Annotated in this window: 14 protein-coding genes; 5 read left to right on the forward strand and 9 right to left on the reverse strand. The window is 72.7% G+C overall.

Features of this window, described 5'->3' with window-relative positions:
- Positions 1–86: 86 nt before the first annotated feature.
- Together ACFVDP_RS14090 and ACFVDP_RS14095 are read right to left on the reverse strand one after the other, a co-directional pair.
- Positions 87–1,406: an MFS transporter gene (locus ACFVDP_RS14090; protein WP_383488351.1), complete on the reverse strand. Its 1,320-nt coding sequence runs from the start codon at positions 1,404–1,406 to the stop codon at positions 87–89.
- A gap of 78 nt (positions 1,407–1,484) precedes the next feature.
- Positions 1,485–2,102: a LysE/ArgO family amino acid transporter gene (locus tag ACFVDP_RS14095; RefSeq protein ID WP_383488353.1), complete on the reverse strand. Its 618-nt coding sequence runs from the start codon at positions 2,100–2,102 to the stop codon at positions 1,485–1,487.
- Between the two features lie 69 nt (positions 2,103–2,171).
- Here ACFVDP_RS14095 and ACFVDP_RS14100 point away from each other — a divergent pair, with 69 nt between their 5' ends.
- Positions 2,172–3,080 (forward strand): LysR family transcriptional regulator ArgP, encoded by a 909-nt coding sequence (locus tag ACFVDP_RS14100; RefSeq protein ID WP_383488575.1) that lies wholly within the window; start codon positions 2,172–2,174, stop codon positions 3,078–3,080.
- Here the strand turns inward: ACFVDP_RS14100 and ACFVDP_RS14105 are convergent.
- On the reverse strand, positions 3,077–3,391 hold the full coding sequence (locus ACFVDP_RS14105) for an SH3 domain-containing protein (RefSeq protein ID WP_383488356.1): 315 nt from the start codon (positions 3,389–3,391) through the stop codon (positions 3,077–3,079). The genes ACFVDP_RS14100 and ACFVDP_RS14105 overlap by 4 nt on opposite strands.
- Before the next feature lie 64 nt (positions 3,392–3,455).
- Positions 3,456–4,217, reverse strand: a complete 762-nt coding sequence (locus ACFVDP_RS14110) for an acyltransferase (RefSeq protein WP_383488578.1) — start codon at positions 4,215–4,217, stop codon at positions 3,456–3,458.
- A 134-nt stretch (positions 4,218–4,351) separates the two neighbouring features.
- Between ACFVDP_RS14110 and ACFVDP_RS14115 the strand changes: the two genes are divergently transcribed.
- Positions 4,352–4,873: a gamma carbonic anhydrase family protein gene (locus ACFVDP_RS14115; RefSeq protein WP_383488359.1), complete on the forward strand. Its 522-nt coding sequence runs from the start codon at positions 4,352–4,354 to the stop codon at positions 4,871–4,873.
- Between the two features lie 25 nt (positions 4,874–4,898).
- On the opposite strand, the gene ACFVDP_RS14120 is transcribed toward ACFVDP_RS14115, so the two are convergent.
- Positions 4,899–5,549, reverse strand: a complete 651-nt coding sequence (locus tag ACFVDP_RS14120) for a DedA family protein (protein ID WP_383488362.1) — start codon at positions 5,547–5,549, stop codon at positions 4,899–4,901.
- Between the two features lie 240 nt (positions 5,550–5,789).
- On the opposite strand from ACFVDP_RS14120, the gene ACFVDP_RS14125 reads away from it, so the two are divergent.
- Entirely contained in the window at positions 5,790–6,287 is a 498-nt protein-coding gene (locus ACFVDP_RS14125; RefSeq protein WP_383488364.1) for a DUF3761 domain-containing protein, read from the forward strand.
- A gap of 22 nt (positions 6,288–6,309) precedes the next feature.
- On the opposite strand, the gene ACFVDP_RS14130 is transcribed toward ACFVDP_RS14125, so the two are convergent.
- Positions 6,310–6,747, reverse strand: coding sequence for a DUF4442 domain-containing protein (locus ACFVDP_RS14130; RefSeq protein ID WP_383488581.1), 438 nt, complete (start codon positions 6,745–6,747; stop codon positions 6,310–6,312).
- A gap of 118 nt (positions 6,748–6,865) precedes the next feature.
- On the opposite strand from ACFVDP_RS14130, the gene ACFVDP_RS14135 reads away from it, so the two are divergent.
- Positions 6,866–8,242 carry an MFS transporter gene (locus tag ACFVDP_RS14135; protein WP_383488367.1) on the forward strand — a complete coding sequence of 459 codons (1,377 nt, stop codon included), beginning with the start codon at positions 6,866–6,868 and terminating at the stop codon, positions 8,240–8,242.
- Between the two features lie 16 nt (positions 8,243–8,258).
- Here ACFVDP_RS14135 and ACFVDP_RS14140 read toward each other — a convergent pair whose 3' ends face one another.
- The 3 genes from ACFVDP_RS14140 to ACFVDP_RS14150 all read right to left on the reverse strand — a co-directional run bounded on the left by ACFVDP_RS14140 (position 8,259) and on the right by ACFVDP_RS14150 (position 11,400).
- Positions 8,259–9,119, reverse strand: a complete 861-nt coding sequence (locus ACFVDP_RS14140) for a spermidine synthase (protein ID WP_383488370.1) — start codon at positions 9,117–9,119, stop codon at positions 8,259–8,261.
- 58 nt (positions 9,120–9,177) lie between these two features.
- Positions 9,178–10,371 (reverse strand): elongation factor Tu, encoded by a 1,194-nt coding sequence (tuf, locus tag ACFVDP_RS14145; RefSeq protein WP_383488373.1) that lies wholly within the window; start codon positions 10,369–10,371, stop codon positions 9,178–9,180.
- Positions 10,372–10,692: 321 nt separating this feature from the next.
- Positions 10,693–11,400 (reverse strand): DNA alkylation repair protein, encoded by a 708-nt coding sequence (locus ACFVDP_RS14150; RefSeq protein WP_383488376.1) that lies wholly within the window; start codon positions 11,398–11,400, stop codon positions 10,693–10,695.
- 105 nt (positions 11,401–11,505) lie between these two features.
- Here ACFVDP_RS14150 and ACFVDP_RS14155 point away from each other — a divergent pair, with 105 nt between their 5' ends.
- A complete protein-coding gene (locus ACFVDP_RS14155; RefSeq protein WP_383488379.1) occupies positions 11,506–12,213 on the forward strand; it encodes a TVP38/TMEM64 family protein in 708 nt (235 codons plus the stop codon).
- The last annotated feature ends 2 nt before the right edge of the window (positions 12,214–12,215 follow it).

Genomic DNA, 12,215 nt, shown 5'->3' on the forward strand with positions numbered 1-12,215 from the left:
GTCAGCCGACCGACGACCCGAGAAGGGGCGCGGGGAACTGAGCGAACAGCCACGACGAGAGCCGCGCAGGACAGACGGCCCCCGCCTCAGACCCGGTACCGCCGCAACGCCGGCACCGCGAGGGCAAGCCCCAGCATCGCCACCACCACGAGAAGCCCACCCCCGGTGACAGCCTGCCGCGCCCCGAACACCGACCCGGCCGACCCGTGCAGCACATCGGCGAGCCGCGGCCCACCGGCAACCACCACCGTGAACACCCCCTGCATCCGCCCCCGCATCTCATCAGTGGCCGCCGACAGCAGAATCGCCCCGCGGAACACCATCGACACCATGTCGGCGACCCCGGCCACGGCGAGGAACACCACGGCGAGCCACAGACTCCCGCTCAGCCCGAACCCGGCGATCGCCGCACCCCACGCGACCACCGCGCCGATCACCATCCACCCGTGCCGCCGGGCCCGGGAGAACGTCCCCGAGAAGAGCCCCCCGGCCACCGCCCCGATCGGAATCGCGGCGAACAGCAGCCCGAGCGCGAGCCCTTCCCCGTACGAGCCGTACGTCTCGGCGGCGAGCTGCGGGAACAGGGCGCGCGGCATGCCGAAGACCATGGCGATGATGTCGGCGAGGAAGGACAGCAGCAGCACCTTGTGCGCGGAGATGTAGCGGAACCCCTCGACGATCTCGCGCACCCCGGCGCGGCGCTTGACCTCGGAGAGCGGCGGCAGCGCGGGCAGCTTGTAGACGGCCCAGACCGTGACGCACAGGGCGACGGCGTCGATCAGATACAGCTCGGGCAGCCCGATGACGGGTATCAGGACACCGGCGAGCAGCGGCCCGACGACCTGCCCGGTCTGCATGACGGTCGAGCCGAGCGCGTTGGCGGCGGGGAGCTGGCTCTCGGGTACGAGCCGGGCGATGGAGGCGGTGCGCGCCGGGGAGTTGAGCCCCCAGAAGGCCTGCTGGAGGGCGAGCAGCACCATCAGTACGGCGACGGACTCGAGCCCGCTGACGGCCTGGAGCCAGAACAGCAAGGAGGTGACGGCGATGCCCGAGTTGGTGATGAGCAGCAGCTTGCGGCGGTCCACGCTGTCGGCGACGGCGCCGCCCCACAGGGCGAAGACGATCAGCGGGACGAGCCCGGCGAGGCTCGCCGCGCCGACCCATGCCGAGGAACCGGTGATGTCGTAGATCTGCTTCGGCACGGCGACGGCCGTGAGCTGACTGCCCACGGCCGTGACGATGGTCGAGGTCCACAGCCGCCGGTAGGCGGGGACGCGCAGGGGCCGGGTGTCCATGGCGAAGCGGCGCCAGCCACGCCGTGGCTCGTCCGCCGCCTGCGCTCCCTGCGAAGTCTCCGGCTCCTGCGGCTCGGACTCGGTGCCGGTACTGCTCTCGCTCGTGTCCACGTACTTCCTGCTTGCTCGTTACATCTATCAGGTGCGGGACTCACTATCGCAGCACCGGACGAGCGCGGGAACAGCGTCTCAGCCTCCGGCGATCAGCATGATCCCCATGGCGATCATGGTGGCGGCGACCAGCCCGTCGAGGACCCGCCAGGCGGCGGGCTTCGCCAGGAAGCGGCCGAGCAGCCGGGAGCCGAAGCCGAGCGCGGTGAACCAGCACACGCTGGCCAGGACCGCGCCGAGTCCGAAGGTCCAGCGCAGCGCGCCCTGGCCGGCCGCCACCGACCCGAGCAGGAACACGGTGTCGAGATAGACGTGCGGGTTGAGCCACGTCATGGCGAGGCAGGTGAGCACGGCCCGCCGCCGCGACCCGCTCGCCGCGCCCTCGGCGCGCAGCGCGTCGCCGGCCGGGGCGATCACCCGGCGGGCGGCGAGCGCCCCGTACGCGAGCAGGAACGCTCCCCCGATCCAGCCGACGGCCGTCACCGCCTGCGGGTAGGCGACGACGAGCGCTCCCACTCCTCCCACGCCGAGCGCGATGAGCACCGCGTCGGAGACCGCGCAGATGCCGACGACGGCGAGCACGGCGTCGCGTCGCACGCCCTGGCGCAGCACGAAGGCGTTCTGCGCCCCGATGGCGACGATGAGCGAGAGACCGGTGCCGAAGCCCGCGAGCGCGGCGGCGAGTGAGGCGTTCATTGCGTCGACGCTACGGGCGCGATCACCATGCGTACAGCTAAAGATTCTTACGTAACATTAGCGCTCGTGATGATTCCGGAGCTGCCGCTCGACCAGGTCAGGACTCTGCTCGCGGTGATCGACGAGGGCACGTTCGACGCGGCGGCGGCCGCGCTGCACGTGACGCCGTCGGCGGTCAGCCAGCGCGTCAAGGCCCTGGAGCAGCGCACGGGCCGGGTGCTGCTCGTCCGCACGAAACCGGTGCGGCCCACCGAGTCGGGCGCGGTCGTCGTCCGGTACGCGCGTCAGCTCGCCCGCCTGGAACGGGACGCGTACGCAGAACTGGGCCTGACCACCGAGGACGAGGAGCCGACCCGGGTCTCGGTGGCGGTGAACGCGGACTCCCTCGCCACCTGGTTCCTCGGCGCGCTGGAGCGGGTCGACCGGACCCCGTACGTCTGCTTCGAGCTGCACCGCGAGGACGAGGCGAACACCGCGGAACTGCTGCGCGAGGGCCGGGTGATGGCGGCGGTGACCTCGTCGCCCGAGCCGGTGACGGGCTGTTCGGTGCGGGCTCTGGGCCGGATGCGGTATCTGGCGGCGGCGAGCCCCGACTTCGCCGGGCGGCATCTCGGCGGCCCGCTCGCCGACGCCCTCACCACGGCCCCGGTGCTGACCTTCGACCGCAGCGACGACCTCCAGGACGCCTTCGTGCGGGGGCTGCGCCGGGGCCGTGGCGCGGCGAGCGGGGTCCGGCACGCGGTGCCCACGTCGGAGGGGTTCATCGAGTCCGTCGTGCTGGGCCTGGGCTGGGGCATGCTGCCCGAGGCGCAGGCCGAGCCGCTGTTCCGCTCCGGCCGCCTCGTGCGGCTGGCCCCGGACCGCCCGGTCGACGTCCCGCTGCACTGGCAGCAGTGGAAGCTGGACTCCCCCGCGCTCGCCGCGGTGGCGGACGCCGTGACGACGGCCGCCACCGGCGCGCTGCGGAACCCCGTCTAGTCCAGCTGCATGCACGTCGCCTTCTGCAGATAGTCGCCGCGCACCCAGCCCTTGGCGTCGATGGACAGACCGGACTTGGGGTCGTTCATCGGGGTGACCTTCCTCCACTGGCCCTTCTTGCCGAGCACGGCCACCTGGTCGTCCTTGCGCAGCAGCCCGTACGAGGAGTAGCCGGTGCCCGGGCCGGAGCGCAGGTTCACCGTGTCCGTCACGTAGTACCCGCAGCCGGCGGCGGCCGGAGGCGCACCGGCGAGGAGCGCCGAACCGGCCAGTACGACACCCGCGACAGCGGAACTGATCTTCTTTCGCATGACCCGCACAACCCGCCGCCCGCACCGCCGGGCACGTCACCGGCCGGCGGATCACCCGCACGGGTCAGCCGGTCGCGTCCGTGCCGGTGTCCTCCAGCTCGGCCAGGGCGAGGAGTTGCTCCGGGGTCACGTCCGCCGGGATCGGCCGGGGCGCGGGCGTGCGCAGGGGCGGCTGCCAGCCCGACTCCTTGTCCCAGGTGCGCACGACCCGGGCGGGCGCCCCCGCCACCACCGCGTGGTCGGGGATGTCGCCGCGCACGACGGCGCCGGCCGCGACGACGACGTTCCGTCCGATGCGGGCGCCGGGCAGGATCACGGCGTTGGTCCCGATCCAGCAGCCGGGGCCGATCTCCACCGGCTCCATCCGCGGCCACTGCTTGCCGATGGGCTGCTCGGGGTCGTCGTAGGAGTGATTGGTCGAGGTGATGTAGACGTACGGGCCCATGTAGACGTCCCGCCCGACGGTCACCGTCGTGTCCGCGATGACATGGCTGCCGCGGCCGATGACCACGCCGTCCCCGATGGTCAGGATCGGGTCGGGTCCGAGGTCGAGGTCGGGCATCATCCCGGCCGTCAGCGTGACCTGCTCGCCGATGATGCAGTGCGCGCCGAGCCGGATCCAGGGCTCCCCGAACAGGGTGCCCTGCGGGAAGGCGAGCCGGGTGCCGTGCCCGATCGCGCCGAACGGGTGCCCGCCGGTCTGCTCCGACGTGACCGCGCCCCTGCGCTGCGTCCAGCGCCACCCCGCCTGGACGGCCCGATGGGCGAGGCCGCCGCGACCGGCCCGATCGCCCGGGCCGCCCTGACCGGCCTTGGACGAGAACACGTTCCATTTGATCGGCACGGCGCTACGTTACTCACCCGTACCGTCCGCCCCCACCTCACCGGCCTGTGATCTTCACCCCACAGGTACGGTTCGCTCAGGCGCGACACCACGATCGGGATTTCAGAGGAGCAGGCATGGCCCACGAGGCACTCGTCACCGGGTTCGGCGACCACGCACCGAAGCTGGACCAGGAGTCGTTCGCGGCGCCGATGTCCACGCTGATCGGCGACGTCACCCTGCGCGCGGGCGCGAGCGTCTGGTACGGGGCGGTGCTGCGCGCGGAGTTCGAGCCGATCGTGCTCGGCGCCGACAGCAACATCCAGGACAACTGCACGGTCCATGTCGACCCGGGGTTCCCGGTGACGGTCGGCGAGCGCGTCTCGGTCGGGCACAACGCGGTGCTGCACGGCTGCACCGTCGAGGACGACTGCCTGATCGGCATGGGCGCGACGGTGCTCAACGGCGCGGTGATCGGCGCAGGTTCCCTGGTGGCGGCCCAGGCGCTGGTCCCGCAGGGCATGGTGGTCCCGCCCGGCTCCCTGGTGGCCGGCGTCCCCGCGAAGGTGAAGCGTGAACTGACCGACGAGGAGCGGGAGCTGGTCACGCTGAACGGCACCCACTACGTGGAGCTGGCGAAGATGCACCGCGCCCTGTGACGGCGCCCGCCGGGGGCGCGGACCGTCACTCGGCGACGACGGCGGCCTCCGCCTCGGCGGCCTCGTGGGCGGCGGCGGCCTTGCCGGCCCGCCGCTTCACGATGAGCGCCGACGCGAGCCCGACGAGCACGGCCGCGCCGAGGCCCACGTACGAGAACCGCTTCAGCCAGTCCTCGGCGACGACGCCCACGTAGTAGATGACGGCGGTCGTGCCGCCGGCCCACACCACGCCCCCGAGGAAGTTCGCGATGAGGAACTTCCAGTACGGCATGTGCAGGACGCCCGCGAGCGGTCCCGCGAAGATGCGGAGCAGGGCGATGAACCGGCCGAAGAAGACGGCCCACATGCCCCACTTCTCGAACGACCGCTCGGCGGTGGCGACATGAGCGGGCCCGAAGTGCTTGGGGAACTTGGCGCCCAGCTTCGCGAGCAGCGGCCGGCCGCCCTTGCGCCCGATCGCGTATCCGATGGAGTCGCCGATGACGGCGCCCGCGCTGGCGCAGGCGCCGAGCACGATCGGGTTGATGTCGCCGTGCTGCGAGGACAGCAGGGCGGCGGAGACGAGCACGATCTCACCGGGCAGCGGGATACCGAGACTCTCCAGGCCGATGACGCCCGCCACGAGAGCGTAGATGGCGACTGCCGGAATCGTGTCGAGCCACTCCTGGATGTGCAAAGCAGCCGCCTCCCGTAAGACCCGCAAGTTCGGTGTACCCGGCGCGCGCCCTCCCCTGGGGCGCACACGCCGGGAAGCCTACCTGCTCGGGCGACGGCCCCCCGTGGGGAGACCGGTCCGGGCGAAGCGGCACGTCGGTTGAGGCTTCACCTTTTCATCACAACTTCATCACTGGGCCCTCATGGGTGCACCATCCACCCATACCGTCATGCGTCACCGCACATCCCATGGGGGGATCTCATGTCCTACAACCAGCCGCCGCCCGGAAACTGGCCGCCCGCGGCGCCGCAGCCGACCCGGGCCCCGCTGTGGGGACGCAAGCGGTTCATGCTCCCCGCGATCGGCATCGCCTTCGTCATCGGTGTCGGCGCCGGCGGAGCGAGCCAGGACGACGCCACCGCCAACGCCGCGGCGAGCAAGCCCCGTCCGACACCTACAGCGACCGTCACCGCGACCGCGACCGCCACGGCCACCGAGACGGCGAGCCCGGAGCCGGCGCCCACCGTCACGGCGACGAAGACCGTGAAGGTGAAGGTCACCGTCACCGCGAAGGCACCCGCCGGCGGCAGCGGAACATCCGGAGGAAGCGGCGGCAGCGGAACGTCCGGCACCTCGGGCGGGTCCTCGTCCACCGGCAACGGGGCCACCGCGCTCTGCAACGACGGCACCTACTCCTACGCCGCCCACCACCAAGGCGCCTGCTCCCACCACGGCGGCGTCGCCACGTTCTACCGGTAGCCGCCAGGGTCTCGCGCTTCGGTCAGCCGTTGGGGCGCAGGGTCCAGACGACAGTCATCACGCCGGTGACGGCGCCGTCCTCTCGGCGGATCTCGATGGTGACCGGGAACTCGGGGCGCTCGCCCGCGTCCAGTTCCGCCACGACGTCCGCGGCCGGGCGGCCGAGCGTCGCCGTGGCGGTGACCGGGCCCATCGCCAGCTTCTTGTAGGCGATCTCGGCGCTGACGGCCAGCGGCACGGCGCGTGCGAGCTGGTCGCCGAAGGCGGCGAGCACGATGGCGCCGCTCGCGGACTCGCCGAGCGTGAACATCGCTCCGGCGTGCGGGCCGCCCACGTGGTTGTGGTACTCGGCCTGGTCGGGCAGGGAGACGACGGCCTGGTCGGGGGTGGTCTCGTGGAATGCGAGGTTCAGGGTGCGAGCCATCGGCACCGTGGCGGCGAGCATCTCGCCGATGGACATCTGGTCAGCGCTCATGAACCGCATGTTACCCACGGGTAGCAAGCTTGGCCATCCCCGCTCCGGGGCCTGGTGGGGCGAATGGTTTGGCAAATGACCGCGCGGCGGCGATAGTCCCCCAGTGACCTCCTCATCCGCCGCATCGCCGACCCCTCCGAAGCAAGCGCGCCGCCCCGTCTGGGCCGGACGCAACTACACGCTGCTCGCGGGGTCTGCGTTCATCACCGCGCTCGGCGCGAACGGGGCGCTGATCGCCTCGGCGTTCGCCGTTCTGGAGGCGGGCGGCAGCGGCGGCGACGTGGGTCTGGTGGCGGCGGCCCGCACCCTGTTCCTGGTGATCTTCCTGCTGGTCGGCGGCGCCGTCGCCGACCGGCTGCCGCGCCATCACGTCATGGTCGCGGCCAACGCGCTGAGCTTCCTCTCGCAGGGCGCCTTCGCGCTGCTCGTCCTCACGGGCGAGCCGCAGTTGTGGCAGATGATGGCGCTGAGCGCGCTCGGCGGCATGGGCCAGGCGTTCTTCAGCCCGGCGGCCGAGGGCATGCTGATGTCGTCGGTCACCGCGGAGCAGGCGAGCCGGGCGTTCGCCCTGTTCCGGATGGCGATGTCGGGCGCCGCGGTGGGCGGCGCCGCGCTCGGCGGCGCGCTGGTCGCCGCCTTCGGGCCCGGCTGGGTGCTCGCGGTGGACGCGGCGGCGTTCGCGGTGGCGGGCGCGCTGCGCTGCTTCCTCGACGTGAGCCACATAGCGCCGCGCACGCCGGGCGGCGGGCTGCTCTCCGACATGCGCGAAGGCTGGCGGGAGGTCGTCTCGCGGCCCTGGCTGTGGGGCATCATCGCCCAGTTCTCGGTGGTCGTCGCCGTGGTCGGCGCCGCCGAGGCGGTGTTCGGGCCGCTGGTGGCGCGCAACGAGCTGGGCGGGGCCGGGCCGTGGGGCTTCGCGCTGGGCGCGTTCGGGGCCGGCACGATCCTCGGCGGTCTGCTCATGATGCGCTGGAAGCCGAAGCGGCTGCTGTTCGCGGCGACCCTGTCCGTGTTCTCGCTCGCCCTGCCGTCGGCGGCGCTCGCGGTGCCGGTGCCGCTGTCCGCCCTGGTGGCCGTGATGTTCGTCAGCGGCATCATGATGGAGGTGTTCGGCGTCTCCTGGATCACCGCGCTGCACCAGGAGATTCCGGAGGAGAAGCTGTCCCGGGTCTCCGCCTACGACTGGTTCGGCTCGGTGGCGATGGTCCCGCTGGCCACGGCGCTGGCCGGGCCGGCCGAGTCGGCGTTCGGCCTCGCGCCGTCGCTGTGGGGGTGCTCGGCGATGGTGGTCGTCGCGACGGCGGCGGTCCTCTTCGTGCCGGACGTACGGAACCTGCGGCGCAGGGAGTCGACCGAGATCGCGGGCGCCGTGGCGGCGACCGGCCCGGACGACGCGGCCGCGGTCGGGGTGACGGGCGCGGTCACGGCGGCGGTCACCGCGACGGAGCCGGTGACGGCCCCGTCGCGCGACACCCCGTAGCCCTGCTACAGCCCTGCTACCCCACGCTGAAGGACCCTCCCGGCGGCTCCGGCGACGGCACCGCGTCGGCGTCCGCCACCGGCCGGGAGTCGCCGACGAACCTGCGCAGCGCGACACCGTGCTCGACCCGTGCGGGAAACGCGTCGCGCGCGGTGCGGCGGGCCAGCTCCTGTACGTCGAACTCGGTCCGGGAGGCGACGAGCACGGCGTTGCCGAATCGGCGCCCGCGCAGCACCGCGGGCTCGGCGATCAGCGCGACATGGGTGAACACCGCGCAGAACGTGGCCAGTTGGGAGCGCAGGAAGGCGAACGGCGCGCCGTCGGCGAGGTTCGCCGCGTAGGTGCCGCCGGGCCGCAGCACCCGGTCCGCCTCGTGCGCGTACTCCTCGGTGGTCAGATGGGCCGGTACCCGGGAGCCGCCGAAGACGTCGGCGACGAGCACGTCGGCGCTGTCCGCGGGCGCCGCCGCAAGCCAGGCCCGCGCGTCCCCGCCGTGCACGACGATGCCCGCTCCCCCGTCGGGCAGCGGCAACTGCTCGGCGACGAGGGCCCGCAGCCCGCCGTCGGCCTCGACGACGTGCTGCCGGGAACCGGGCCGGGTGGCGGCGACATAGCGCGGCAGCGTCAGGGCGCCGCCGCCCAGGTGCAGCACGTCGAGCGGTGCCCCCTCCTCGCCGGCGCAGTCCAGGACGTGGCCGAGACGGCGCGCGTACTCGAACTCCAGGTACGCGGGGTCGTCGAGATCGACGTACGACTGGGGCGCCCCGTCCACCGTGAGCAGCCAGGCCCGGCGCCGGTCCACGTCGGGCAGCAGCTTGGCCGTGCCGTGGTCGACGGCGCGGGTGACGGGTATCGGCTCGGGGTCGGGTGCGTTCACCCGCCCATTGTGCCGGGCCCGGGACTCCCTCAAGGGGAGTCCCGGGCCCGGCAGGCGCTCAGGCGTCGTCCTCCACGGCCGTCACCGTGCCCGCGCCGACGGTCCGCCCACCCTCGCGGATCGCGAAGCCGAGGCCGGACTCCAGCGGGACGGCACGCCCCAGCTCGACCGTCATGGTGACGGTGTCGCCGGGCCGCGCGACGGCCACGTCGCCGAGGTCGATGTCGCCGACGACGTCCGCGGTGCGCAGATAGAACTGCGGCCGGTAGCCGGTGGCGACGGGCGTGCGGCGGCCGCCCTCCGCCGCCGACAGGACGTACACCTGCGCCGTGAACCGCCGCGCGGGCCGCACGCTGCCGGGCTCGGCGACGACGTGCCCGCGCCGAACAGCGTCGCGGGCCACTCCGCGCAGCAGCAGCGCGACGTTGTCACCGGCCTGCGCCTCGTCCATCGGCTTGCCGAAGGTCTCGACACCGGTGACGACGGTCTCGGCGTCCTTCGGGGAGTCCTCCGGCCCGTACACGCGCACCCGGTCGCCCACGCGCACGCGTCCGCGCTCGACGGCGCCGGTGACGACGGTGCCGCGCCCGCTGATGGTCATGACGTTCTCGACCGACAGCAGGAACGGCGCGTCGACGTACCGCTCCGGCATCGGGACGTAGGTGTCCACGGCGTCGAGCAGCGCCTCGATCGACGCCGTCCAGCGCGGGTCGCCCTCCAGCGCCCCGAGCCCGGACACCCGCACCACGGGCACCGAGTCGCCGCCGTAGCCGTGCGCGGAGAGCAGCTCGCGGACCTCCAGCTCGACGAGGTCGGTCAGCTCCTCGTCGCCCGCGTCCGCCTTGTTGATCGCGACGACGATGTGGTCGACGCCGACCTGCCGGGCGAGCAGCACGTGCTCCGCGGTCTGCGGCATGATCCCGTCGAGCGCGGAGACGACGAGGATCGCCCCGTCGAGCTGGGCGGCGCCGGTGACCATGTTCTTGACGTAGTCGGCGTGGCCCGGCATGTCCACGTGCGCGTAGTGCCGGGTGTCGGTCTCGTACTCGACGTGCGCGATGTTGATGGTGATGCCGCGCAGCGCCTCCTCGGGCGCCTTGTCGATACGGTCGAACGGGACGAACGTGCTCCCGCCGCGCTCGGCGAGGACCTTGGTGATGGCGGCGGTCAGGGTGGTCTTGCCGTGGTCGACGTGGCCCATGGTGCCGATGTTCAGGTGCGGCTTGGTGCGCACGTATGCCGTCTTGGGCATGGCTGAGTGGTCCCTTCGGGAACTTCAGGAAAAGCGATGGCCTCCTGTGGGAGGCGGGGACCCCTGAGCCGGACCGACCCTCCCCCTGCGGGGTCCGCCGGAATGTCCGGAGAGGGTCAGCGTCGCGCGCCGTCGGCAGCTGCCGCTGCTGTGAGAGTCGCTGCGAGGAGAACGGCAGCCTGAGCTGCGTCCGCGACTGCGGACGGAGCTGCGAGGAAGGCGTGCCGGAACATGAGGCAGATCTTCGCCGACGGACCGCCGCGCGTCGAACGATTTTCCGCGCCCGGCACCGGAGTCGCTCAGCCCGTCACGGACCGACGTTCACGGTCCTACGTTCTTCAGGGCTTCCCGCGCGGACAGCGGCGCGAGCACCCCCCGGTGGGCGGCGACGAAGGACCGTACGGCGTCCGGGTCCGTCTTCGCGTACTCGCGCAGCGCCCAGCCGATCGCCTTGCGGATGAAGAAGTCCGGGTGCCCGGCCCGGCGCAGGCAGTAGGCGAACAGCCGCTCGGTGTCCGTCGCCGTCTTGAAGCGGAGCTGGTGGAGCAGGGCGGTCCTGGCCACCCACAGGTCGTCGTCCTCGATCCACACGTCCATGGCGGCTGTCAGCTTCGGATCGGCGGCGACGAGCCCGCCCACGACGTGGACGGCGAGGTGGTCGACGGTGTCCCACCAGGGCACGGTCGTGACCAGCTGCCGGGCCACCGGCAGGAAACCCGAGGACAGCGCGCGGACGTGGCGGCGCAGACAGTCGATCGCGAAGTACGTGTACTCGCGCTCGGGCAGCGTCCAGCAGCGCAGGGCGAGGGCCGTGAGGTCGGTCTCGTCGGGTCGCGGCGTGCCGTCCAGCACCGTTCGCGACAGGTCCCGCCGCACGGGTGAGGTGAGCCCGAGGAAGGGGGCGACGTCCTTCATGTACGCCCGCATCCGCGCGGCCCGCTCCGGGTCGGCGGCGGCCCCGTAGACGACGGGCAGCCTGGCGAGGACGGTGTCGGCGTAGGCGCTGGGCAGCGCGGCGGTGACGGGCATGGTCTCTCCCCACGCGCTACGGGATCTGTCAGGAAATGGGAACAGCCGTGATAAGTGAGACACAACCTACGGCGATCTTATGTGTACGTCGGTTAGTCTCCCCGGATGCTCGACACCGTCCCCGCCCGTCCCGCCGGGCTCGCAGCGCGCTGCTCCAGGGTGCTGTTCTCCCCCTGGTCACGGCTGTCGCTCCTGATGGTGCTGCTGGCGGCGGCCGCCGCATGCGTGCTGCTCTTCGAGCCGCAGCGGTTCCTCCAGGACGGCTGGCCGCGCCAGTTGACCGGGGCGTTCGCGGTCGTGGCGTTCACCGTCGCGTACGGCCTGTGCACGGTGGCGTTCGTGCCGAGACCGCTGCTGAATCTGGCCGCGGGGGCGCTGTTCGGCTCGCAGCTCGGGCTGCTCGGGGCGATCGGCGGGACGGTCCTCGGCGCCGGTGTCGCGTTCGGCCTGGGCCGGGTCCTCGGCCAGGACGCGCTGCGTCCGCTGCTGCGGGGCCGCTGGCTGAAGGCCGCGGACGGCCAGCTGAGCAGACACGGCTTCCGCTCGATGCTGGCGGCCCGGCTCTTCCCCGGGGTGCCGTTCTGGGCGGCGAACTACTGCGCGTCGGTGTCCCGGATGGGCTGGGCCCCGTTCCTGCTGGCCACCGCGCTCGGCTCGATCCCGAACACGGCGGCCTATGTGGTGGCGGGCGCCCGGGCGTCCACCCCCACCTCCCCGGCGTTCCTGATCGCGATGGGGTTCATCGCGATCACGGGCCTGGCGGGCGCGCTGGTCGCCTGGTTCAAGCGGCACAAGTGGGCGCCCCCGCGCTGACG

The sequence above is a fragment of the Streptomyces sp. NPDC057694 genome (assembly GCF_042799415.1).
GTDB lineage: Bacteria > Actinomycetota > Actinomycetes > Streptomycetales > Streptomycetaceae > Streptomyces.